At 70.8% G+C, this 22,149-nt stretch carries 18 protein-coding genes; 5 read left to right on the forward strand and 13 right to left on the reverse strand.

Going from position 1 to position 22,149, the window contains the following annotated elements; all coding sequences use genetic code 11:
* Nucleotides 1-16: 16 nt before the first annotated feature.
* The 5 genes from pulA to O7601_RS26355 form a co-directional block, all read right to left on the reverse strand.
* Complete coding sequence (gene pulA / locus O7601_RS26335; RefSeq protein ID WP_281563761.1) at nucleotides 17-5,509, reverse strand: pullulanase-type alpha-1,6-glucosidase; 5,493 nt, start codon at nucleotides 5,507-5,509, stop codon at nucleotides 17-19.
* Nucleotides 5,510-5,644: 135 nt separating this feature from the next.
* Entirely contained in the window at nucleotides 5,645-6,340 is a 696-nt protein-coding gene (locus O7601_RS26340) for a cellulose binding domain-containing protein (protein ID WP_281563762.1), read from the reverse strand.
* Nucleotides 6,341-6,419: 79 nt separating this feature from the next.
* Nucleotides 6,420-7,268 carry a hypothetical protein gene (locus tag O7601_RS26345; RefSeq protein WP_281563763.1) on the reverse strand — a complete coding sequence of 283 codons (849 nt, stop codon included), beginning with the start codon at nucleotides 7,266-7,268 and terminating at the stop codon, nucleotides 6,420-6,422.
* A 153-nt stretch (nucleotides 7,269-7,421) separates the two neighbouring features.
* A complete protein-coding gene (locus O7601_RS26350; RefSeq protein WP_281563764.1) occupies nucleotides 7,422-7,811 on the reverse strand; it encodes a hypothetical protein in 390 nt (129 codons plus the stop codon).
* Nucleotides 7,812-7,848: 37 nt separating this feature from the next.
* Nucleotides 7,849-8,508: a hypothetical protein gene (locus tag O7601_RS26355; RefSeq protein ID WP_281563765.1), complete on the reverse strand. Its 660-nt coding sequence runs from the start codon at nucleotides 8,506-8,508 to the stop codon at nucleotides 7,849-7,851.
* Between the two features lie 19 nt (nucleotides 8,509-8,527).
* On the opposite strand from O7601_RS26355, the gene O7601_RS26360 reads away from it, so the two are divergent.
* On the forward strand, nucleotides 8,528-8,716 hold the full coding sequence (locus O7601_RS26360; protein ID WP_281563766.1) for a hypothetical protein: 189 nt from the start codon (nucleotides 8,528-8,530) through the stop codon (nucleotides 8,714-8,716).
* Nucleotides 8,717-8,723: 7 nt separating this feature from the next.
* Here the strand turns inward: O7601_RS26360 and O7601_RS26365 are convergent, their stop codons facing one another.
* Nucleotides 8,724-10,397, reverse strand: a complete 1,674-nt coding sequence (locus O7601_RS26365) for a right-handed parallel beta-helix repeat-containing protein (protein WP_281563767.1) — start codon at nucleotides 10,395-10,397, stop codon at nucleotides 8,724-8,726.
* Nucleotides 10,398-10,955: 558 nt separating this feature from the next.
* On the opposite strand from O7601_RS26365, the gene O7601_RS26370 reads away from it, so the two are divergent.
* Nucleotides 10,956-11,612: a C39 family peptidase gene (locus O7601_RS26370; RefSeq protein ID WP_281563768.1), complete on the forward strand. Its 657-nt coding sequence runs from the start codon at nucleotides 10,956-10,958 to the stop codon at nucleotides 11,610-11,612.
* Between the two features lie 235 nt (nucleotides 11,613-11,847).
* Here the strand turns inward: O7601_RS26370 and O7601_RS26375 are convergent, their stop codons facing one another.
* Nucleotides 11,848-12,207, reverse strand: a complete 360-nt coding sequence (locus O7601_RS26375) for a VOC family protein (RefSeq protein ID WP_281563769.1) — start codon at nucleotides 12,205-12,207, stop codon at nucleotides 11,848-11,850.
* Nucleotides 12,208-12,363: 156 nt separating this feature from the next.
* On the opposite strand from O7601_RS26375, the gene O7601_RS26380 reads away from it, so the two are divergent.
* Complete coding sequence (locus O7601_RS26380; protein ID WP_281563770.1) at nucleotides 12,364-15,219, forward strand: aconitate hydratase; 2,856 nt, start codon at nucleotides 12,364-12,366, stop codon at nucleotides 15,217-15,219.
* A 60-nt stretch (nucleotides 15,220-15,279) separates the two neighbouring features.
* Here the strand turns inward: O7601_RS26380 and O7601_RS26385 are convergent, their stop codons facing one another.
* The 4 genes from O7601_RS26385 to O7601_RS26400 all read right to left on the reverse strand — a co-directional run bounded on the left by O7601_RS26385 (nucleotide 15,280) and on the right by O7601_RS26400 (nucleotide 18,967).
* Complete coding sequence (locus tag O7601_RS26385) at nucleotides 15,280-15,879, reverse strand: ATP/GTP-binding protein (protein WP_281563771.1); 600 nt, start codon at nucleotides 15,877-15,879, stop codon at nucleotides 15,280-15,282.
* Nucleotides 15,860-15,994, reverse strand: a complete 135-nt coding sequence (locus O7601_RS26390; RefSeq protein ID WP_281563772.1) for a hypothetical protein — start codon at nucleotides 15,992-15,994, stop codon at nucleotides 15,860-15,862. The genes O7601_RS26385 and O7601_RS26390 overlap by 20 nt, the downstream gene beginning before the upstream one ends.
* A gap of 5 nt (nucleotides 15,995-15,999) precedes the next feature.
* Entirely contained in the window at nucleotides 16,000-16,422 is a 423-nt protein-coding gene (locus O7601_RS26395; protein WP_281563773.1) for a roadblock/LC7 domain-containing protein, read from the reverse strand.
* Nucleotides 16,423-16,507: 85 nt separating this feature from the next.
* Entirely contained in the window at nucleotides 16,508-18,967 is a 2,460-nt protein-coding gene (locus tag O7601_RS26400) for a nitrate- and nitrite sensing domain-containing protein (protein WP_281563774.1), read from the reverse strand.
* A 305-nt stretch (nucleotides 18,968-19,272) separates the two neighbouring features.
* On the opposite strand from O7601_RS26400, the gene O7601_RS26405 reads away from it, so the two are divergent.
* Complete coding sequence (locus O7601_RS26405) at nucleotides 19,273-19,521, forward strand: DUF2630 family protein (RefSeq protein ID WP_281563775.1); 249 nt, start codon at nucleotides 19,273-19,275, stop codon at nucleotides 19,519-19,521.
* 96 nt (nucleotides 19,522-19,617) lie between these two features.
* Here O7601_RS26405 and O7601_RS26410 read toward each other — a convergent pair whose 3' ends face one another.
* Together O7601_RS26410 and O7601_RS26415 are read right to left on the reverse strand one after the other, a co-directional pair.
* The gene (locus O7601_RS26410; protein ID WP_281563776.1) at nucleotides 19,618-20,550 is read right to left on the reverse strand and encodes an RIO1 family regulatory kinase/ATPase; all 933 of its coding nucleotides are present in this window, start codon (nucleotides 20,548-20,550) and stop codon (nucleotides 19,618-19,620) included.
* 161 nt (nucleotides 20,551-20,711) lie between these two features.
* Nucleotides 20,712-21,356: an HAD family hydrolase gene (locus O7601_RS26415; protein WP_281563777.1), complete on the reverse strand. Its 645-nt coding sequence runs from the start codon at nucleotides 21,354-21,356 to the stop codon at nucleotides 20,712-20,714.
* A 153-nt stretch (nucleotides 21,357-21,509) separates the two neighbouring features.
* On the opposite strand from O7601_RS26415, the gene O7601_RS26420 reads away from it, so the two are divergent.
* A complete protein-coding gene (locus O7601_RS26420; protein WP_281563778.1) occupies nucleotides 21,510-22,082 on the forward strand; it encodes a TetR/AcrR family transcriptional regulator in 573 nt (190 codons plus the stop codon).
* Nucleotides 22,083-22,149: the final 67 nt, after the last annotated feature.

The following is a 22,149-nucleotide window of genomic DNA, read 5'->3' on the forward strand; positions in this document are numbered from 1 at the left end:
TGTCACCGGGGTGAAGCTACCGCTGGACGAACACCGCCGCGCTGCGTCCCGGCACGGTGAACGTGCCACTGGACCGGTCGAAGGCCGCGGTACGCAGCACCGGGTCGGCCGAGGAGCGCAGCACCGGGTGCAGCGTCACGTCCGCCCCGCGCAGCCCGGTCACCCGCTGCGTGGCAGCCTCCGGGGTGGCGTTGAAGACCACCGTCACCGACTTCCACGGCCCGCCGAGCCCACGGGCGTCGAGGGTCATGGTGAGCACGCCCGGGGTCTCGTCCGCACCGGACAGCGGGAAGGCGACCCGGCGCTGCACCTCCTTCGCGGTGGGCAGCCCGAAGACCGGCGACGAGGCCCGGATCCGCAGCAGCTCGGCGTAGCGGGCGTCGGTCAACTCGACCGCCGCGCAGTCCGGCACCAGCGACGGATCGGCCAGCAACGGCCTCGCGTACGGCCATTTGTCCCGGTTGTCCTCGGCCGGCGGCAACCCGCTGCCGAAGCCGTTGCCCTGGGCGCAGTCCCACCGGATCTGGTTGAACCAGTCCCCCGAGTTGTACGAGTTGCGGTCCAGCGACTTGGACCGCAGCCGCTCGGTGCCGGTGGTGACGAAGCCGGCACCCTGCCCCATCACCACGGTGCTCAGGGCCAGCACCTGCATCCGGGCCCGATCCGTCGCCGGGGTGGCCTGCGGCAGCTTGTAGGCCAGCGCGTCGTACAGGATCTCGTTGTCGTGCGCGTCGACGTAGGTCACCGCCTCCCCAGGCGCTGCGGTGTAACCGGCCGGCGAGCCGTTGTAGTCCACCTCGGCCCCGGTGACCTGCCGGCCCGCCGAGTCGACGAACCGGTAGCCGCGCAGGTTGCCGGTCAGCCCCACCTTGACCAGGTCATGCTGGAGCAGCAGCCGGGCCCGCTGTTCGTCAGCCGAGCCGTTCACCGGATCGCCGTTGGGGTCGGTGAACAGGCCGGAGGCGAAGCCCTGCCGGCGTGGGTTCTCGTCGAACGGGCCGCCGCCGCGTACCGCGTCGCGCAGCCGGTCGTTGAAGGTGCCGATCCCGGTACCGGCCATGTTGGCCTGGGTGGCCTGCACGAAGCGGGCGTCGTCGGCCACCTCGCCGAAATTCCAGCCCTCGCCGTAGAGCAGGATGTTCTTCCCGTCCACCCCGTCGCGGGCCACCGTCAGCTTGTCGAGTGCGGCGCGGACGGCCAGGATGTTCGCCTTCGGGTGGTGACCCATCAGGTCGAAGCGGAACCCGTCGACCTTGTACGCCCTGGCCCAGGTGACAAGCGAGTCGACCACCAGCTTGCCCATCATGGCGTGCTCGGGCGCGGTGTTCGCACAGCAGGTGGAGGTCGCCACCGTGCCGTCGTCGAGCAGCCGGTGGTAGTAGCCGGGCACGATCTGGTCCAGCACCGACTTCGGGTCGGTGCCGGCGGCCGAGGTGTGGTTGTAGACCACGTCCATGACCACCCGCAGGCCGGCGTCGTTGACCCCGGCCACCATCTGCCGGAACTCGGTGGTGCGTCCGGCGCCCTCCGGGTCGACCGCGTACCCGCCCTCGGGGACGGTGTAGTGCAGCGGGTCGTATCCCCAGTTGTAGCCGTCGGTCTCCTTCACCGCGGCAACGCACTCCTGCTGCCGCTCCGAGTCCGGTGGCAGGGCCGCCAGGTCGCAGTCCGGCTGCCGCTGGTCGGCCCGGCGCTCGGGGATGGTGGCGAAGTCGAACGCCGGCAGCAGGTGCAGGTGGGTCACCCCGGCGTCGCTTACCGCCTTCAGGTGCCGCATCCCGGCGGTGGCCTGATCGGTGAAGGCGAGGAAGGTGCCCCGCCGCTGCGCCGGCACGGTCTCGTCGGCGATGGAGAAGTCCCGCACCGACAACTCGGAGATCTGCACCTTGGCCGGCGGCACCGCGGCCGGCTTGCGCAGCCGTGCCCAACCCGCCGGAGCGAGCTTCGGGTCGGTCAGGTCCACGATCTGGCCGTGCGTGGAGTCCGCCGCCAGCGCCACCGAGTACGGGTCGGTGACCGAGGCGGTGACCAGCTGCTGGGTGGCCGGCTGCCACGCCTGTACCCGGTAGCGGTAGTACTTGCCGCTCCAGGACCGCTGCCCGCGTACCGACCACACGCCGGTGCGGTCGTCGCGGCGCATCGCCACCGGCCGTGCGGTGGCCGTCGGTGAGTCGAACAGCTCCAGCGACACCGTCCGGGCGGTGGGTGCCCACACCGACAGGGTCGGCACGCCGCCGGTGAACGTGGGGCCGAGCCGGGCGGAGGTGGCCCGCGCGTAGACGTCGTCGAGCACGCCCGGGATCTGCACGCCGGTGGCACCGAGCAGCGTGCCGTCGGCGGCCCGCTCGGTCACCAGCAGCTGCCCACGCAGCGCCGCTGGAACCTTGGCCAGATCCCGCCGGTCGAGAGTGAAGGCGCGGTGGTCCCACAGGTGCGGGAAGGCCGCGCGCTGGGCCTCGGTGAGGCCGTTGCGCCGCGCGGTCAACGGCAGCGAGGTGTACGTCCCGACCAGTTCGCCGTCCACCACGCGTACCCCGCCAGCGGGTGCGGTCACCAGGGCGTATGCCCGACCGTCGGTGGGGCCGGCGCGCCAGGCGACGGTGGACCTGTCGATCCAGTGCGCCCGCTGCTTGGTGATGTCGGTGTCCCGGCCAGTGCCGGTGGCCGTCGCCGGCAACAGCCGACCCGGTGTGGCAGCGAGCAACCAGACCTCCCGGCCGGCCTCGGTGAAGTCGAGCCGCTGGTCCTGCGGCAGGTCCTTCTCGTCGCCGCGATGGATGATGTAGCTGAGCCCGGTCGCGCCCTCGGCCAGCGGCACCCGGAACTCGGCGCCGAAGGAGTCGACCCGGGTCGGCGGCATCGGCTTCGCCCAGTCGGTGGGGGTGGCCGCGCCGTCCCACAGGTGCAGGCCCCAGCCGTCGTAGTCGCCGTCGGGCCGGTGGTAGTGGATGACCGCGGTGCCCTCCTCGACTGGCGGGGCGGGTTCGCCCGCAGCCTCCTCCCGGGTCTGGTAGGTCGCCGGGTCGCCCTGCTTGACCCAGACCTCGCCGGTCTGCGTCACGTCGACGGTCCGGTCGTTGGCGACGTCCTTGTTGCCGTCGGCGTCGACCACCAGGAAGCCGACCGACTTCGCGCCCGGCTTCAGTTTGACCCAGGCAAACCGTCCGTACGCGTCGGTGCCGGCGAACGGCTGCCCCTGCGGCCACTCGGTGGCGTACTCCGGGTCGATGTCACCCCAGGCGTACAGTCCCCAGTCCGCGTAGTCGCCGTCGGGGCGCTGGTGGTGGACCACGAGCCAGTCCCGTGAGGAACCGGGCAGGTCCGGGGTGCCCACGGTGGCGGTGGCGCGGGCGGACGCGGTGCGACCCCGACCGTCGCGGACCACCGCCTTGTACTCGATCCTCGTGCCGGCGGCCAGACCGGTCAGGTCGTGGTGCACGGTGTAGGGCGCGCGGTGAGCGGAGCCGAGCAGCGTCCATTTCCCGCCGGCCACCCGGGCCGCCATCGTCACGCGGGCCAGCGGGTCGCCGGTGACCTGCGCGGTCACCTCGGCCCGGGTTGCCGGCGACCCGCCGGGCGAGGTGATGGTGATGCCCGGCCTGGTGTCGGGCATCTCGACCGGCTTGCCGGCCCGGTGCACCACCGCCGACAGGGGCGGCACGGTCAGGGTCAGCTTCCCGTCGCCCGCGGCAACCGGTCGGGCCGTGCCGCCGTGAATGCCGGTGAAGGTGGCGCCGGCCGACCAGGTGTCCACGGTGACAGTCTGAGCGGTCGTGGCGTTGTTGACCGCCACCAGGTACTCGGTGCGGTCGTCCGGATCGAACCGGGAGGCGGCGAAAACGCCGGGCCCGTCGGCGGCGTACCGGGTCACCTGCACTCCGTCGCGCAGCGCCGGGTGGGCCTGACGCAACCGGCCCAGGTCGGCGATGGTGCGGTAGAGCGGGTGCGTCCGGTCGAACTGGTCCTGGGCGTGGGTACGGTCGGTGCCGAGCAGGTCGTCGTCGAGGTAGTCCGCCGTGCGCGAGGCGAACATCGGCTGCCGGGCGTCCTTGTCGCCCCCGGCCCCGGTGAAGCCCTGCTCGTCGCCGGAGTAGATCACCGGCTGGCCGCGGGTGAGGAACATCAGCTCGTGGGCGAGCTGGTCCCGGCGCAGGTGGGTGGCCGGGTCGGTGGGTCCGTCTGCGATGAACGAGCCGATCCGGCCCATGTCATGGTTGCCGAGGAAGGTCGGCAGCCGCCCGGCGTCGGTGTCCCGGGCGGCGTAGAGGTCGTCGCGGGCGTAAAGGTCGGCCAGCGCCTTGGCCGATCCGTCGTTCGCGGTGTAGCCGCGCGCCGCCTCCTGGAAGCCGAAGTCCAACGTGGCGGGCAGCCCGCCCTGCCGCACGTAGCTGGAGGTGATCTCCGGGTCCGCGCTGTACACCTCGCCGAACATGAAGAAGTCCTGCTTGCCGGCTCGCGCCGCCGCCTGCTGCACCCCCTGGCTGAACTGCGGCCAGAAGTCCATGTTGACATGCTTGACCGTGTCCAGCCGGAAGCCGTCAACGCCGGTGGACCGCACCCAGTCGGCATAGATCTTGGTCATGCCGCGGACCACCTCGGGCCGCTCGGTCCACAGGTCGTCGAGGCCGAAGAAGTCGCCGTACTCGCTGTTCTCCCCGGCGAAGGTCGAGTCGCCCCGGTTGTGGTACATGGTGGGATCGTTCAGCCACGCCGGGACCTTGACCTTCGCGTCGGCCCGGGTCTCGAAGGTCGGCGTGTACGGGAAGGAGTCCTGGTCGACGTTCGGAAAGTCCCGGCTGCCGTCGGCATAGTTGCGATCCTCGAACGGCCGGCCCTGCGCGTCGCGGTAGGGCGCGGTCGCCTTGTCGACGTAGGTGTAGGTGTCCTCCTCGTAGGCGATGACGTCGGCGGTGTGGTTGACGATGACGTCGAGGTAGACCTTGATGCCGCGCCGGTGGGCGAGCTGGACCAGCTTCTTCAGGTCGGCGGGGCTGCCGAAGTGGGGATCGACCTGGGTGAAGTCGGTGATCCAGTAGCCGTGGTAACCGGCCGACACATCGTCGCCCTCGCCCTGCACCGGCCGATTCTTGAAGACCGGGGCGAGCCAGATGGCGGTGGTGCCCAGCCCGTCGATGTAGTCGAGTCGCTCGGTCAGTCCCTTGAGGTCGCCGCCCTGGTAGAACCCCTTGTCCGTGGGATCGTACCCGGTACGCAGCCGGTCCCCGACCAGGCCGCCCCGGTCGTTGCGCGGGTCGCCGTTGGCGAACCGATCCGGCAGCACGAAGTAGAACTGCTCGGCCTCAACCTGGCTACGGCCGGCGGCGAGCAGAGCGGCGGTGGAGGGTTCGGTGTGCCAGGTGACCGCGCCGGTGACGCTCGGCGCCCCGGTGCCGGCGAGCCGGCCGGCCGCCGCGGCGGGGGTCACCGCGACGGGCGTGCCGACCAGGGTCACGGTGAGCAGGAAGACGAGGGCGAGCAGGAATGTGCGGGGTGTCGGCGGGGGTTTCATCGACGGCCTTCCTCTGGTCGCTGATTGGCCCGCACGCTAGCCTTTGCCGAAAGATTCTGCAATACCTTGCAAACAGACCCGTAACAAGGCAGACACTTGCGCAAGCCGGGCTGCCGCCCCTTCTCCCGCTGGACGCTAACGGCTGCGGCAGGTGCGTCCGGAGACGCGGCAACTCGCGGGCCGGGCATCGGCCGATTCGATGTGGAAACGCAGGTACACCGATGATCCGCCGGCCAGTTCCGGCCCGCTGCGATAGGTCAACGTCCCGTCCGCACCGCTGAACGTCCCCTGTGGAACACCCTCCAGCCAGGCGGTCACCACCCGCCCGCCCGGGTAGTCCACCCGCGCCACCCAGTCCACGCCACGACCCGAGGTGTTACGGATCGACACCTCCGCGATGAAGCCGCCGTGGAACATGTGCAAGACCCGGTACCGCGCGTCGATCGGCGCGGGCGGCGGTGCCGGCGTACGGGACGGTGCGACCGATGGCGACGCGGCCGGCGGCGACATCGTCGTACGCGCCGCGCTGGGGGTCGGGCTCGGTGGGTCGGTCCGGCGTGGGGACAGCCCCGGCACCGCCACCGACGGCGGCGCCGACACCTCCCGACCTGTCGACGAGGCGCGCTCGGGTATCGGCGCGGCGGCGACCGGTGGCTGTCCCGGCGGCTCCGGCTGGAAGTCCGGTCCGGGCCCCCGGTACGCGCCTACCGCGATGACGAGCAGCACCACCATGATGACGAGGCCGATCGACACCAGGATCCACGGCGAGGAAGCCACGGCGGTGGAGCCGTGCGGCGGAAACCGACGGGGAGCGCGACGCGTACCGGACATCTCTCTCCTCAGCGGGCAGCCCGGCAAGCGTAACGATCTTCAGCCGCGCCGGAAAGTGCCCGACGAATCACCAACTGTCCTAACCGGTCCCGCAGCCGGTCCCGTTGATCGTGCACTGGGTCGGATACTCCTCGCCGCCGTTGCGCGTGAACCTCAGTTGCACCGACTGCTGCGTCCCGGCGGCGAGCTGACCGGTCCCGCTGAGCAGATACCAGCCGGGGCCCCTGATGGTCACCGAGACCCCCGGGCCGCTGGAGGCCCGGATCCCGGTGACGCCGCCGTTGAAACGCAACTCCACCTGCCAACCATCCGATCGACTGGTGCCGTTGCTGACCACCAGCTGGGCCTCGAAATGATCCGCGTCGTCGGCGTCGAGCACCCGGTAGCTGGCGGTGACCGCCCCGCCCTCGTCGGTCGGCGCCGCCGGGGTGGACGCGCTCGGCGACCGGCTGGCCTGCGGCCGCGCGGGCGATCCGGTGAGCGCCGGAGCGGTCGGCGGTGCCGCCGATCCGGATGACGCGGGTGAGCCGGTCGGGGTGACCGAAGCCGTCGCGGTGGGACCGGTCGAGGTCGTCGCACGTGCCGTGGGCACTGCCTCCACGCTCTCCGCGGCAGCTGTCGGCAGGCTCATCGGTGGGCCCGGCGCCCACGCGGACGGACGCTCGGGACCGCGGAACGACAACACCGCGACCACCAGCAGCACCGCCAGCACCGCGACGCCGACCAGCACCACCACCCAGGGTACGGAGGCGATCATCCTGGACAGGGCGTGCCCACCGACGGTGTCATCGTTCCGCTCACCGGTGATACCACCACTCTGGTCACCGGCGGCCTCGTCGTTCCGGTCGCCGGTGCCGGCACGGTTGCCGTCGCCGTACTCGTCACCGGTGGCATCGTCGTCGGCATCACCGGACGGCCGCACTGACATTGAGGTCCCCACTCGTCGTCGCCGACCGGCAGCCTAGTCACGCCGGGCGGGGGCGCGAAACGGGCAGGTGCCAAAGCCGGCCGACCTGCCCGACGTACCCGGCACATCGACGCGCCCCACCTGGCCGGTCGGCGGCCAGGGTCGTACCGCCGTTCAGCCCGTCCGCACGACAGTGCAGATGGCCGGCCCCTCCTCGGTGCTGCGCAGCAGGTAGCGGTACCGCTCGCCGGGCACCTGCCGACCCTGGCTGTCCAGGAACTCCCAGCGCACCGCGACCTCCACGAGCAGGGCGGAAATCTGCTGTACCTGATCGATGTCGGCGTGCGCCGCGACCAACTCACGCTCGGCGTAGTCCGGTGCGGCGCCCACGAAGGACAGCGCGACGGCGGCCGGGGAGTTGAACGAGAAGCTGTAGGTGTCGGCAACCACCAGCCCGGGCAGGGCGTAACAGCCGGCGATCGCCGGCAGGTCGCCGGCGGTCAACGCCGCCCCGTACCGGTCGAAGAAATCGGTCAGCAGGTCGAGATCGGTGGAAGCAGTCACGCCGCAAGCAATTGCCGGGGCGTTCCTCGACGAAACCTCACCGAGATGGGATCCGCACCTCGATCTCGCTGCCCAGCCGGGCACCGCCGTGCAGACCAAGGTCGTCCCCGCTCCAGAACCGGCCCGGGTCGTACCAGTTGGGTCGGCGTCCGACCGGTAGCAGCCCCATCGCCTCGTAGGTGACCGCCACGACCTCCGCGCAGTACGCGGTCTCCAGGTCCAGGTCCCGCGCTGCCGTAACGCGTCGCCGGGCGCCCGGCAGCGGCAACCGCGGCGACGGTACCCGCCCGCGCATCCACCGCCAGGCCAGCTGGGCGGTGGACGGGAACGGTGTGCCGTCCAGCCGGGCGATGGTCCGCAGCACCGACCGCTCCATCTCCGCGTCGGCCGGCGGCTCAAGCTGACGCAGCCAGCCACGCTGGCCGTACCGATTGGCCCAGACACAGACCGCGTCCCGCAGGTCGTGCAACTGCACACCACGTTGGTGGGTGCCGCTCCACAGGTCCGGCAGCGACCGACCCAGCTCGGCGTGCCACATCAGCGGTGGCATGTCGTCCAGCACCACTGCCATGCCCACATGGTTGACCGGGCTGTTGGTGGTCAACTGGATGGCCCGGTCGGGCACGCTGCGGCCCCGGAAGACCCACAGATCGCCGGTACGGGTCAGCTCCACCGCCTCGTCCAGGCTGATGCTCATAGAGGACTACCCTAAGCGGATGCGGCGACGGATGCGGTGGTGGAAGGTCCTCGGGTTGGCCGGCCTGGCCGGTGTCGCGGCCTCCGGCGTGGTGATCGCCCGGGCGGAGCGGCGGCGGCGCGCGTACACCCCGGAGGAGATCCGGGCCCGGCTGCGCGACCGGCACGCGGAGGCCAGCTCGAAATCCCCGGACGACGAGGCCGGCTGAGGCCGCCTCAGTCCACGTCGATGTGGTTGCGGTCCCAACGACCACCGACCGGTTGGCTGTCCAGCCGCATCGCGCCCTCGGCGTTGCCGGCGAGGTCGTTGTCCTCGACCCGGCAGGAGACGCACGTGCCGCGGTCACTGATCCACATGCCGTAGCTCTGCGTCGGATCGTCGCGGTTGTCCCAGATCCGGTTGCCGCGCACCATCGCCGACTCAAAGTGGGCGTTCACCGTGAACCCGGCCCGGATCGGCGCCGCCGCCGGCAACTCGTAGCGCGCGCCCGGTGGCGGCACGTCCTCGTTCCAGGCGATCGCGGCATCCGGCCGCAGATCAGCCAACTCCAACTCCATCTCGGTGTTGCCGACCACAAGTGCCAGTCGGGACCCCACCCGCAGCAGCTTTCCGCGATGCCCGTCGGGTGCCCACACCGCCGCCCGGTCCGACACCGCACGCCGGCCGTAGCGCACCGACTCACCGGAGCCGGTCGCCGCCGGGGCGCACTGCCGCCCGTTGCTCCGGATCCGGTTGTTCGTCACCGCCGCGTCGACCATCGGCCGGTCGACCCGGATTCCGTCCAGACCGTTGTTCCAGAACTCGTTGCTGTCGATCACCACGTCCGACGCCGGGCCTTCATAGCCGTTGCCCAGGCTGTGCTGGTGGTATCCGTACCAACCGTTGCCGCTGATCCGGTTGCCCCGAATCGTGTACGGCCCGGGGGTGTTCCCCATGCTGATCCCGTCGCGGACATTGCGGTCGATCACGCAGTCGCTGAGGATGCCACCCCGGCCGGCGATGCCCGCCGTGCCGTTGGCGGAGACGTCGAAGCCGGCCTCCAGGTTTCCGGTGAGGGTGCAGGCGGAGACGATCAGGCCGTCGGCGCCCCAGTCCGAGATCCCGAACCGGTTGGCCTGGCTGTGACAGCCGATGATGCGGTAGCCGCGCGGCGGCGTCCAGTACGGCTTTTGTAGCTCCAGGAATATCCCGTTGGTGCCGTTGCCGAGGGTTGTGCAGTTGCTGATGGTGCAGCGCTCCACCGCACCCCAGCCACCGATGCCGATGCCGATGCCCGCGCCGCCGATCTGCTCACCGGTGTCCAGCCGGCCGCAGCCGACCACCACCACACCGTCGATCAGGCTGTCCTGAAGAAAGTCGCAGCCGAGTCCGGTGGCTCCGGTGTGGTGGATGTAGAGATTGCGGAACACGCCGCGCACGACGTACTGCAGGCCGAGCCCTTTGGCCAGATAGCTGTACTCGGCCATGGCCACACCCGAGCCGTCGATCTCGAAGTCGGCGAAGGTGCAGTCGGCGATGTGCCGGTCGCGGTCGGCACCGTGCTGCACAGTGGTCCAGAAGGCCAGCGGTGTCGGGTCTGCCCGGTTACCTTCGTTGCTCAGCACGAACCGGGTGGCACCCGGCCCCGCACCGATCAGTGACACCCCGCTGCGCCAGATCGTGCCCGCGTCCCGGATCGAGTAGATGCCCGGCGGGCAGTAGATGACCCGCGCTCTACTGTCGGCGGCGTATCCCTCGCCCAAGCGGTCGACCAGGGCAGACAGCGCAGGCTGGTCGTTTGTCACCCCATCGCCCCGAAGTCCGAAGTCAAGCGCGTCGCACCACAGCGGCGCCCCGGCGACCGGCGACAGACGCTCCCGGATGGCGACGGACCGGTCCTGCTGCCGCACGGCCTCTCCCTTCGGTCGTGGCCTCCTGACCGCCGCCGCTTTCCCCTTACCCCCGCCCGAAAACGCCACGGCACCCCGCGCCGTCATGCGCCTCGGCGCGCCTAACGACCTGCCGAGACGGCGACCCCTCGCGGGATGCCCGTTATATGGTGTATTGCGGTGATGGCGGTCACCGCAGACGCGGAATCCAGCCGGCCGCCCCGCCGTTGTACATGGCGTAACCGCGAGCACCCCGGGCGCCCCCGAGCCGGCCGGAATGACCACCCGCCGCCGGGCGTTACACCCCCCACGACAAAGCGCCGGGGCAGTCGCCTCCGCGCGAGGCCCCGGAATGCACCCGGCCCGCCCGGCGTTACACCCGGAACCACGCGGCCCTGTGGGCCCGACCCCCGGCGCAACTCTCCGGAATGACTCCGGCCGACCCGGCGTTACACCGTCTCCCGGGCACCGAGCGCCGGACGCACGCACGCCATGCACTCCCCTTTCCGCACGGCCCACCCGCATCCCCCATCGCGGGCACAGCCGCGCGCACCCCCGACCGAAAGGTGTGAACCGATCATGGCTACCACCATCCTGCGCAAGACCGCTCTGACCATCGCCGCTGCTGCCGCCACCGCCGGTGGCATCGCCGGCCCCGCCATCGCCGCCCAGGCCGCCCCGGCCGCCAAGCCGGTCGCCCAGCTGCAGGCCGAGCGCAAGCCCGGCGGCGAGCGTCAGCTCGACGTGCGCTACCAGGCCCAGGACACCTTCTACTACTGTGGCCCCGCCGCCACCCGCAACGCCCTGTCCGTGCAGGGCAAGAACATCGACCAGCACGACATGGCCGAGCGCATGGGCACCACCGAGGCCGGCACCAACTCCATCAACGACATCACCCCGGTGCTGAACAAGGAGACCGGCAAGGACGTCTACAAGTCGGTCGAGATCTCCGGCGCCAAGGCCGACACCAAGCAGGCCGACAAGCTGCGTGAGGACGTCATCCGCACGGTGGACGCCGGCCGGGCCGTCGTGGCCAACATCGCCGGCACCGCCACCGACACCGACGGCACCGCCCACAGCTTCGAGGGTGGCCACTACATCAGCGTCGTCGGGTACCGCGACGGTGGCGAGCAGGTGAAGATCGCCGACTCCGCCGACCCGAACCAGGCGTCCTACTGGGTGACCACCGAGGATCTGGCCAACTGGATCGCCACCCGCGGCTACGCCACCTCCTGACCAACCGAACACCACGAAGGGCCGACCCCCCAGGGGTCGGCCCTTCGTCGTCACCACACCAAACCGCGCCCCGCCCTGCCCCGCCCCGCCCCGGGGGTGCGACAACATCAGGGATGTTGCTGTGTCGCGCCGTGGGCCAGGCAGCGACATCCCCGATGTTGCTGCCCGGTTGCGCCCCGGCGCTCAGACCCGACGGCGGTCGGGGGTGGCGCTGGGTGGTGGGTGTCAGGGGGTGTCAGGGGGTGGTGGGGGTGAGGAACTCCAGGCGGTTGCCGTGGGCGTCGTGGGTGTGGAAGCGACGTAACCCGGGCAGTTCGTCGTCACCCCAGGTGACCGGATAGCCCGCGGCGCTCAGCCGCGCGGCGAGGGTGTCGAGATCGAGCCACAGCAGGGCAGGGTGCGCCTTACGCGCCGGCCGGAAGTCGTCCTCCACACCCAGGTGCAGCTCCGTGCCGTACCCCTGGAACCAGCAACCGCCACGGGCCGCGAGGGCTGGCGGTTTGGTCAGCTCGGTGAGGCCGAGGATGCCGACGTAGAAGGCCCGCGACAGGTCCTCCGAGCCCGGCGGGCAGGCGAGCTGTACGTGATGGATCATGTGCACCTCCCGTCCAGACGATGACACCGGGTTGCGTGAATAGCAAGACGGACGTACGGTTTTGTTGACGGCGAGAATCGGCGGTAAGTGTTGCCTAACCACGGCAGCACTCCGGCCGGTGCGAAAGACTGCTCAGGACTACTCACGGTCGCTGGTGTGAAGGAGTACGACGTGGCGAGCCTCGACACCTTCGGTGCGAAGACCCAGCTACGCGTCGGAGACGCGAGCTACGAGATTTTCAAGATCAGCAAGGTGGAGGGCCAGGAACGGCTCCCCTACAGCCTGAAGATCCTGCTGGAGAACCTGCTGCGGACCGAGGACGGCGCGAACATCACCGCCGAGCACATCCGCCAGCTCGGTGCGTGGGACCCGACCGCAGACCCGAACGTCGAGATCCAGTTCACCCCGGCCCGGGTGCTGATGCAGGACTTCACCGGCGTACCCTGCGTGGTCGATCTGGCAACCATGCGTGAGGCCGTCCGCGACCTCGGCGGCGACCCGACCAAGGTGAACCCGCTCGCCCCCGCGGAGCTGGTCATCGACCACTCGGTCATCGCCGACCTGTTCGGCCGCGAGGACGCCTTCGAGCGCAACGTGGAGCTGGAGTACACCCGCAACAAGGAGCGCTACCAGTTCCTGCGCTGGGGCCAGAGCGCGTTCAACGAGTTCAAGGTGGTCCCGCCCGGCACCGGCATCGTGCACCAGGTCAACATCGAGTACCTGGCCCGCACGGTGATGGAGCGCGGTGGCCAGGCGTACCCGGACACGGTCGTCGGCACCGACTCGCACACCACCATGGTCAACGGTCTGGGCGTGCTGGGCTGGGGCGTCGGCGGCATCGAGGCCGAGGCCGCCATGCTGGGCCAGCCGGTCAGCATGCTGATCCCACGGGTGGTCGGCTTCAAGCTCTCCGGCGAGATGCCGGCCGGCACCACCGCCACCGACCTGGTGCTGACCATCACCGAGATGCTGCGCAAGCACGGCGTGGTCGGCAAGTTCGTCGAGTTCTACGGTCCCGGCGTGAGCGCGGTGCCGCTGGCCAACCGGGCCACCATCGGCAACATGTCCCCGGAGTACGGCTCCACCGTGGCGATCTTCCCGATCGACGCCGAGACCGTCCGCTACCTGGAGCTGACCGGCCGCGATCCGCAGCAGGTCGCCCTCGTCGAGGCGTACGCCAAGGAGCAGGGCCTCTGGCACGACCCGGACCACGAGCCGGTGTACTCCGAGAGCCTGGAACTCGACCTGGGCACCATCGAGCCCTCCCTCGCCGGACCGAAGCGCCCGCAGGACCGGGTGCCGCTCGGCAACGCCAAGACCCTGTTCCGCTCGGCGCTCACCGACTACGTGTCCGCCGACGAGACCGGCGGCGACCCGGGCCGCAAGCCGGGCGTCCCGCAGCAGGAACAGCCGTACGGCGTGACCGGCCACGCCGACGAGGCCAGCGCCGAGTCGTTCCCGGCCAGCGACTCCCCGGCCAACGGCATCGACGACCCGGCCGACGCGCCCCGTGACCTGGTGAACGCCGCCGTGGGCTCGGGCGGTCGGGCGAGCAACCCGATCCGGGTCACCGGCGCCGACGGCACCGAGTTCGAGCTGGACCACGGCGCCGTGGTAATCGCCGCGATCACCTCCTGCACCAACACCTCAAACCCGCAGGTGATGATCGGCGCGGCGCTGCTGGCCCGCAACGCCGTCGACAAGGGCCTGAACCGCAAGCCGTGGGTGAAGACCACCCTCGCGCCCGGTTCCAAGGTCGTCATGGACTACTACGAGCGGGCCGGCCTGACGCCGTACCTGGAGAAGCTCGGCTTCCACCTGGTCGGCTACGGCTGCACCACCTGCATCGGCAACTCCGGCCCACTGCCGGAGGAGATCTCCGAGGCGGTGAACGAGGCTGACCTCGCGGTCGTCTCGGTGCTCTCCGGCAACCGCAACTTCGAGGGCCGGATCAACCCGGACGTGAAGATGAACTACCTGGCGTCCCCGCCGTTGGTGGTGGCGTACGCCCTGGCCGGCACGATGGACATCGACCTGGCCAACGAGCCGCTCGGCGCGGACAGTGAGGGCAACCCGGTCTTCCTGCGCGACATCTGGCCGAGCACCGCCGAGATCCAGGACGTGATCGCCTCCGCGATCGGCGCCACCGGCTTCAGCTCCGCGTACGCCGACGTCTTCGCCGGTGACGAGCGCTGGCAGTCCCTGCCGACGCCGACCGGGGACACCTTCGCCTGGGACGGCGACTCCACCTACGTCCGCAAGCCCCCGTACTTCGAGGGCATGCGGCAGCAGCCGGAGCCGGTGACCGACATCGCCGGCGCTCGGGTGCTGGCCAAGCTCGGCGACTCGGTGACCACGGACCACATCTCGCCGGCCGGTTCCATCAAGGCCGACTCCCCGGCCGGGCAGTACCTCGCCGAGCACGGCGTGCCGCGCCACGAGTTCAACTCCTACGGCTCCCGCCGGGGCAACCACGAGGTGATGATCCGGGGCACGTTCGCCAACATCCGGCTGCGTAACCAGCTCGTCCCCGGGGTGGAGGGCGGCTTCACGGTCAACCACCTGACCGGCGAGCAGACCTCGATCTACGACGCCTCCATGGCGTACCAGGAGGCGGGCGTGCCGCTGGTCATCCTGGCCGGCAAGGAGTACGGTTCCGGCTCGTCGCGGGACTGGGCGGCGAAGGGCACCATGCTGCTCGGGGTGCAGGCGGTCATCGCCGAGTCGTACGAGCGGATCCACCGTTCCAACCTGATCGGGATGGGCGTGCTGCCGTTGCAGTTCCCCGCCGGGGAGAACGCCGAGTCGTTGGGGCTGACCGGCGCCGAGACGTTCACCATCACCGGGGTGACCGCCCTCAACGACGGCGACACGCCGCGCACGGTGAAGGTCACCACCGATGGTGGGGTCGAGTTCGACGCGGTGGTGCGGATCGACACCCCGGGTGAGGCGGACTACTACCGGCACGGCGGCATCCTGCAGTACGTGCTGCGGCGCATGATCGCCAACTGACGCGATGCCGTGAGGGCTCCCACCCGCCGGGTGGGAGCCCTCACGTCGTCGGTGTCCCCGTCAGTCGGCGCGGCGGGCATCCCGGATCTTCATGGCGTGCTCCACCAGCATGATGAGCACCTCCTTGGCCGACTCCCGCTGCCGGGCGTCGCAGAGCAGCACCGGCACTTCGGGGTCGAGGTTCAGTGCCGACCGCACCTCGTCGAGCCGGTATCGGCGGGCTCCCTCGAAGCAGTTGACCGCGACGAGGAACGGTGTCCCCTGACCCTCGAAGTAGTCGATGGAGGGGAAGCAGTCGGCCAGCCGACGGGTGTCGGCCAGCACCACAGCGCCGATCGCACCGAGTGCCAACTCGTCCCAGACGAACCAGAACCGGTCCTGGCCCGGGGTGCCGAAGAGGTACAGCACCAGGTCGTCGCTGATGGTGATCCGACCGAAGTCCATCGCGACGGTGGTGGTCCGCTTCGCCTCGACGCCTTCCAGGTCGTCGACGCCCACTCCCGACTCGGTCAGCACCTCCTCGGTCCGCAGCGGGCGCGTCTCACTGACCGCGCCCACCAGTGTGGTCTTGCCCACCCCGAATCCGCCGGCGATCAGAATCTTGATCGCCGTGGGCAGAGCCGCCGCGTCCGACGGCCGCTCAGCGTGCCCGTAGTCCATTGATAACCGCCTCGAAGATGCTGTATGCCGACGATCGCCAGGTGTACCGGGCCCAGGCCGGCGAACTGGTGGCCGGGCGGGCCTGCCACCGGTCGCCGCGTTCCACCACCGTCACCCGGGCTACTCCTCCCCGTTGACCTGCTCAGCGGGCCGGGACGGCGAGGCGACGTACCGGCCGACCCGGGTGATCAGCATGGCCATCTCGTACGCGATCAGCCCGACGTCGGCGTCCTCACTGGCCAGCACCGCCAGGCAGGCGTTACGCCCGGCGGCGGTGACGAACAGGAACGACGACTGCATCTCGATGATGGTCTGCTGCACCTGCCCGCCGCCGAAACGCTTGCCGGCGCCGCGGGCCAGGCTCTGGATGCCGGCCGCCATCGCCGCCAGGTGCTCTCCGTCGTCGCGGCTGAGCCCTTGCGAGGAGGCCATCAGCAGGCCGTCGGCGGACAGCGCGACCGCGTGTTCGGCCTGCTTGACCCGGCCAACCAGATCATCCAGCAACCACGTCAGGTCGGCACTCGAAGCCGTCTTCTGGGCCACTTCGTCGTCCTCTTCTCCCCCGGCTCATCGCCGTGCTCACTTGGGCCTGACCGAACTCCCCGGCTCGCCGGGCAGCGCACCTCGGTCAGGTCGCCTGTTGATCGGCGTCTGCGGGCTCATCGTCGGGCCCGGACCGACCGCCAGCACCGAACAGCCGTGCGGCGTCGGAGCGTCCGCGCCGGGTGCCGGTCTGGTACGAACTCATCATGCGCCGAACCTGTTCGGGCTCGCGGACCACGTCCTCGTCCGCCTGCACCGCCTCCGGCTCGGCCCGCAACGCCGGGGCCAGGCTCGCCTGGCGTACCCGGACCGGCAGGCCCGACTCGGTGCGGGTCAGCTCGATCTCGGCCGGCGTCGGGCCGCCCGGGGTCACCGGCTCGGCCGGCCGACCGGCGGCGGGGCCCGCACCGCCTCCGGGGTCGGTTGTCGGGAGCGGCGGCCATGGCGGGCGTTCGGCGGACGCTGAGGCCACCGGCAGTCCAATCGGAACGGTCGGTCCGTCCCAGTCGACGGATTGCCCGGCACGGGGCCGGGGCCTGCTCGGCAGCCCTGATCCATCGGCGTGCCCGATCTCCGCCGGCACCTCCCGGCCGGTCCCGATCGCGTCACCGTCGCCGGTGGGCCGTGCCGGGGCGTCCGCAGGTTGTCCCCCAGTCGGGCTCGGCTCGGCCTGGTCGACGATCAGATCGCTCGGGATCAACACCACGGCGGTCGTCCCGCCGTACACCGACTCCTTGAGCCGGACCCGCACGCCATGCCGGTCGGTCAACCGGCTCACCAGGTAGAGACCCAGCCGGGACGGGTCGGCGAGATTCAGCTCGGTACGGTCCACGATGCGGTGGTTGGCGGCGGCGAGGTCCGCCACGGTCATGCCCAACCCGCGGTCCTCGATCTCAATGGCGAAGCCGTTGGCCACCAGTTCTCCGCGTACCTCGACGCTGGTGTGCGGCGGCGAGAACGAGAGCCCGTTCTCGATCAGTTCGGCGAGCAGGTGGATGACGTCACCGACGGCCCGCCCCGCCAGCGACACGTCGCCGATCGAACGCACAGTGACGCGGGTGTGGTCCTCGACCTCACCGAGCGCGCCCCGGACCACGTCCACCATCGGGACGCTACGGCGCCAGGCCCGGCCCGGGGTGGAGCCGGAGAGCACGATGAGGTTCTCCGCGTTGCGCCGCATCCGGGTGGCCAGGTGGTCGACGCGGAACAGGTCTGCCAACGCCTCGGCGTCCTGTTCGCGGCGCTCCATCGCGTCGAGCAGGGTGAGCTGGCGGTGCACCAGGGCCTGGGTACGCCGGGCCAGGCTCAGGAACACCTCGCGTGCGGCCCTGCGCAGTTCGGCCTGCTCGACCGCGGTGCGGACGGCGCCCTCCTGCACCACGTCGAAGGCGCGACCCACCTGGCCGAAGTCGTCGTCACCGAAGCGCAGCGGTGGCAGTTCCCCGGCGACGTCCACCTGCTCACCGCGCCCGAGCCGCTTTGCCACGCTCGGCAGCCGTTCGTCGGTGAGTCGGAACGCCGCATCGCGCAGTCGTTTCAGCTGCCGCGCCAGGGCCCGTGCCGTGGTGATCGACACGACCACCGAGGCGACGACCGCGAGCAGGCCGAGACCCGCGAAGAGGACCAGCCGGACGATGACACCGATCGCGACCGGCGTGGCGCGCTTGACGATGTCGTCGCCGCCGGCCAGCACCACGTCACCGATCTCGATCAGCGCCGCACCTGTGGTGTCGGACCAGTCGGCGGTCGAGAACGGCAGCCGGTTGGTGCCGCTGCCGTTCATGACCTGGGATTCCAGATCGGCCAGCCGCCGGAAGCTCGCTCCGGTGACCATCTGCTCGTAGCGGCTCTGATCAGCATCGGGCAGCCGGACGACCGCCTGCTCGGCGACGAACCGACGGGCACCGACGACCCGGGTGAACTCGGCCCGCTCGACCGGGGTGATCCGGCCCGCGGCGAGCACACCGGCCAGCATGGCGTCCTCCTGGGACAGCAACTCCCGGGCCCGGTTGAGCTGGATCAGGTGAGCGGTGTCCTCGGCGACCTGGTCGTCGTCGAGATTGCCGAGTTCGTCGTACACCTCGTAGATGGACTCGATCAGCGCGGTGAACGTCGCACCGGCGTCGCTGCGGCCGATGTTGCGCCCGTCGACGGCGGTGCGCGTATCCGGCAGCGCGGCCAGCTGCCGCTTCAGCTCGGCGACACGGTCGTGCAGCGCGTCGCTGCCGAGCACGCCGACCTGCCAGTCGTCGGTCGACTCGGCGAATTCGGCGGCCAACTGGTCGGTGCGCTCGCGTAGCCGCGTCAGCTCGTCGAGCCTCGCCTCTTGCGGGCGTCCGAGATAGACCAGCGACGTGCGCCGTTCCAACTGCAACTGCAACAGCAGCGGCTCGGTGGGATCGAACACCTGCACGTCGAGCGCCTGCACACCGAGCAGATTCAATCCATCGCGGACGGTCACCCAGGCGGCGAAGCTCCAGAGCGCCACCAGTGTGGCCAGCAGGGCCACCACCTTGGCGCGCAGCTTCGTACTGCGGGAACCCATCACACCGTCCCTGGCCCTGAGCTAGTTGACCGGTCAGTCAGGAGCGAGCCACACAGCACACCGGCCCCGGCGCAACCTAACAACGTCACCGCATCAACTCAAGCGCTGGTGATCATGCGCAGGTCGGCCCGGGTCGCCCCGCCACAGGTGCGTGGTCCGGCCCGAGCGCCAGCCGGCGGGCCGCCTGCGCCACCACCCGTAGGTGAGCGGCGGTGGGTGGCTGTCGGGGGCGCGTCGGCCCGTCCGGGCGATTCGCCGACGGGAATGCGAGCCGTGGTCGGTCCCGCTGTGTCAGGCTCAGGGACATGGACGACAAGACCATCCTGAGCCGGATCTCGGATCTGGTTGACGAGGAGCACCGGCTGCGCGCCCAGGCGCAGGCCCACGAGTCGGGCACCGACGACGAGGCCCGCAGCCGCCTCAGCGAGCTGGAGGAGTCCCTCGACCAGTGCTGGGATCTGCTGCGCCGCCGCCGCGCCGCTCGGCAGGCCCATGGTGATCCCGAGGCCCAGGGCGCCCGCCCGGTGTCCGAGGTCGAACGGTATCTGCAGTGAATTCCGCTCGCTCGCGCCCCGCGGTCCCGGTTGCGCAGGCCCCGGTCGCCGCCGACGGGCTCCGAGGGGTGGTGGCCACCCCCCGGAGCCTGTCGCTCAGGCCAGACCGGCCTCGCGGCACAGCAGTTCGGTAAGCGCCGTCGGGTCCACGAGGCCCGCCGGCAGTCCCCGGGCGGCGAACCAGGTGGCGACGATCCGAACATCGCGGGCCAGAAACTCCCGCCCCTGCGGGTTGACCACCACGTCGACCACCTGTGGCAGGTCGATCAGCGCCAGCCGCCCGGCGTGCACCAGCAGGTTGTACGGCGACAGGTCGCCGTGCGCGTACCCGGCCCGGGCCAGCACGACAAGTGCGTCGACCAGTTGCCCCCACAGCTCACGTAGTTCGGCCGGTGATGGGCGCAGCTCGGCCAGCCGGGGTGCGGCGCGGCCCTCGTCGGCGTCGCCGAGGAACTCCAGCATCAGCTCGGTGCCCCGCAACTGCACCGGGTACGGCACGGTGATGGTGCCGTAGCGCTGGCCTACCTCCCAGAGCCGGCTCAGGGCGGCGAACTCCGCCGCCGCCCACTGGCCGGCGATCATCTGCCGGCCGAACGCGGTCCGACCGGTCATCGCCCGCATCTCACGTGACCGGCGGACCCGGCGCCCTTCGAGATAGCCCGCGTCGCGGTGGAACAGCCGGTGTTGGGGATCCCGGTAGCGTTTCGCCGCCAGCAGGCAGGACCGGTCGGTGCCGGGAAGACCCCGGCGCACCAGGTGAACGTCGGCCTCCTTGCCGGTCTTGAGCACACCGAGCTCGGTGTCCTTCGCCGCCAGCTCGGTGACCAGCCAGTGCGGGTGGGGCTGCGGGCCGTGCAGCGCGTCGTCCCAGGAGGACCACGTGTCGTCGGTCTCCGGGTCTGATTCGTCGGGGTCGGTGGGTACGGGGCCGGTCGGCCGGCCGCGCTTCAGGAAGTGCGGTTCGTCGTCGTCGAAGCGGCGTCGGCCGCGGGTACGGCGCTCGGGCGCCGGGAAGTCGTGATCGCGCATGGCGCTGGTAATCCCTTGATCGAGGTATGGGGAGGCAGGAAGTGACCTGCGAAGACGGCCATGACCGACCCCCTCTCCTCGACCGGGCGCACGCCCGGATCGCACGATGCGCGGACCATGCTCGTCGGCGCGTCCGGCCGGGTCAACCGAATTAGAGCGACTCAGGCGCCCATGATCTCGGCGATGGCGGCGATCACGGTGTCCACCGTCGCCGTGGGCGCGAACCGGGCGTCGGTCCAGGGACGCCCCCGGTGCAGCCAGATGCTGGGCAGGCCGACGGCGGTGGCTCCGCCGATGTCCGCCTCCGGGCCGTCGCCGACCACCCAGGCGCCGCGCAGCGGCATCCTGGCCCGCTGCGCGGCGAGCGCGAAGATGCGCGGGTTGGGCTTGCTGACCCCGGCCTCTTCGGAGATCACCCAATCGGCGATGTACCGGTCCAGCCCGGTACGTCGGATCTTGGCGTCCTGTTGCCGGACCGCGCCGTTGCTCACCACGACCGGCATCCAGCCGGCGTCGTCGGCGATCCGCAGGGCGCACGCCACCAGCGGGTCCAGCCGGGTGAACTCGACCACCCCATCGTGCAGTTCCTCCACCAGGTCGATGGAGGGGATCCGCAACCGGTAGCGGTCGCGGATCGCGTCCGCCACGTCCCAGCGATCCGTCAATCCGTCGGCGTCGATGGACAGCAACCACTCGATGTCGTGCGGTGGCGCTCCGATGCCGTCGAGGAAGCGCCCTGCCCAGGTGCGGAACGGCCCGGCCCGATCGAGCAGGGTGTTGTCCAGGTCCAGCAGGAGCAGCGGCACTCGGGCACCTTACGGTAATCGGGTACCTCGCCGACAGGGCGGAAGGTTACGCGGTGGTGTCGGTCCGGAACAGCAGTCGCGTGCGGCCGGCCATCAGGAACCAAGCCGTACGTACGGTTTGCGCCAGCTGGAGAGAGCTGACACGATCGACACGTGCCCAGAGTAAGTCAGGATCAGCTCGACGCCCGCCGCCAGGAGATTCTCGCCGCCGCGCGAGCCTGCTTCGCCCGGCACGGCTACGAGGGCGCGACCGTCCGACGTCTGGAGGAAGCCACCGGCCTGTCAAGGGGAGCCATCTTCCACCACTTCCGGGACAAGGACTCCCTCTTCCTCGCCGTCGCCGAGGACGACGCGGCCACAATGGTCGAGACGGTCGCCCGCAACGGCCTGGTCCAGGTGATGCGTGACCTGCTCGCCCGGGCGGTATCCCCGGACACCACCGGCTGGCTGGGCAGCCAACTGGAGGTGTCCCGGCGGCTGCGTACCGACCCGGCCTTCGCCACCCGCTGGGCACAGCGGTCGGCTGCCATCGCCGAGGCGACCCGGGACCGGCTGGCCCGGCAACGGGAGGCCGGCGTGCTCCGCGAGGACATCCCCATCGACGTGCTGGCCCGTTTCCTCGAACTCGCCTACGACGGGCTGGTGCTACACCTGGCCATGGGCCGACCCGCCGGCGACCTGGGCGCGGTGCTCGACCTGGTCGAGGAGGCGGTGCGGCGACGCTGAACCCGTCAGGTAACGAGAAGATAACTCGACCGTACGGGCAGCCGGATGCTGGCATCGCCGCTCCACA

It is taken from the genome of Verrucosispora sp. WMMD573 (assembly GCF_027497175.1).
In the GTDB taxonomy this organism is placed as follows: Bacteria; Actinomycetota; Actinomycetes; order Mycobacteriales; family Micromonosporaceae; genus Micromonospora.

Excerpts from the sequence above, each read along its gene's own strand:
- O7601_RS26360 (WP_281563766.1), top strand. The coding sequence starts at position 8,528 with ATGCGGCGACGGATGCGGTGGTGGAAGGTCCTCGGGTTGGCCGGCCTG.
- pulA (WP_281563761.1), bottom strand. The coding sequence starts at position 5,509 with ATGAAACCCCCGCCGACACCCCGCACATTCCTGCTCGCCCTCGTCTTC.
- O7601_RS26410 (WP_281563776.1), bottom strand. The coding sequence starts at position 20,550 with ATGCGCGATCACGACTTCCCGGCGCCCGAGCGCCGTACCCGCGGCCGA.
- O7601_RS26375 (WP_281563769.1), bottom strand. The coding sequence starts at position 12,207 with ATGATCCATCACGTACAGCTCGCCTGCCCGCCGGGCTCGGAGGACCTG.
- O7601_RS26345 (WP_281563763.1), bottom strand. The coding sequence starts at position 7,268 with ATGTCAGTGCGGCCGTCCGGTGATGCCGACGACGATGCCACCGGTGAC.
- O7601_RS26370 (WP_281563768.1), top strand. The coding sequence starts at position 10,956 with ATGGCTACCACCATCCTGCGCAAGACCGCTCTGACCATCGCCGCTGCT.
- O7601_RS26385 (WP_281563771.1), bottom strand. The coding sequence starts at position 15,879 with ATGGACTACGGGCACGCTGAGCGGCCGTCGGACGCGGCGGCTCTGCCC.
- O7601_RS26405 (WP_281563775.1), top strand. The coding sequence starts at position 19,273 with ATGGACGACAAGACCATCCTGAGCCGGATCTCGGATCTGGTTGACGAG.
- O7601_RS26400 (WP_281563774.1), bottom strand. The coding sequence starts at position 18,967 with ATGGGTTCCCGCAGTACGAAGCTGCGCGCCAAGGTGGTGGCCCTGCTG.
- O7601_RS26340 (WP_281563762.1), bottom strand. The coding sequence starts at position 6,340 with ATGTCCGGTACGCGTCGCGCTCCCCGTCGGTTTCCGCCGCACGGCTCC.
- O7601_RS26355 (WP_281563765.1), bottom strand. The coding sequence starts at position 8,508 with ATGAGCATCAGCCTGGACGAGGCGGTGGAGCTGACCCGTACCGGCGAT.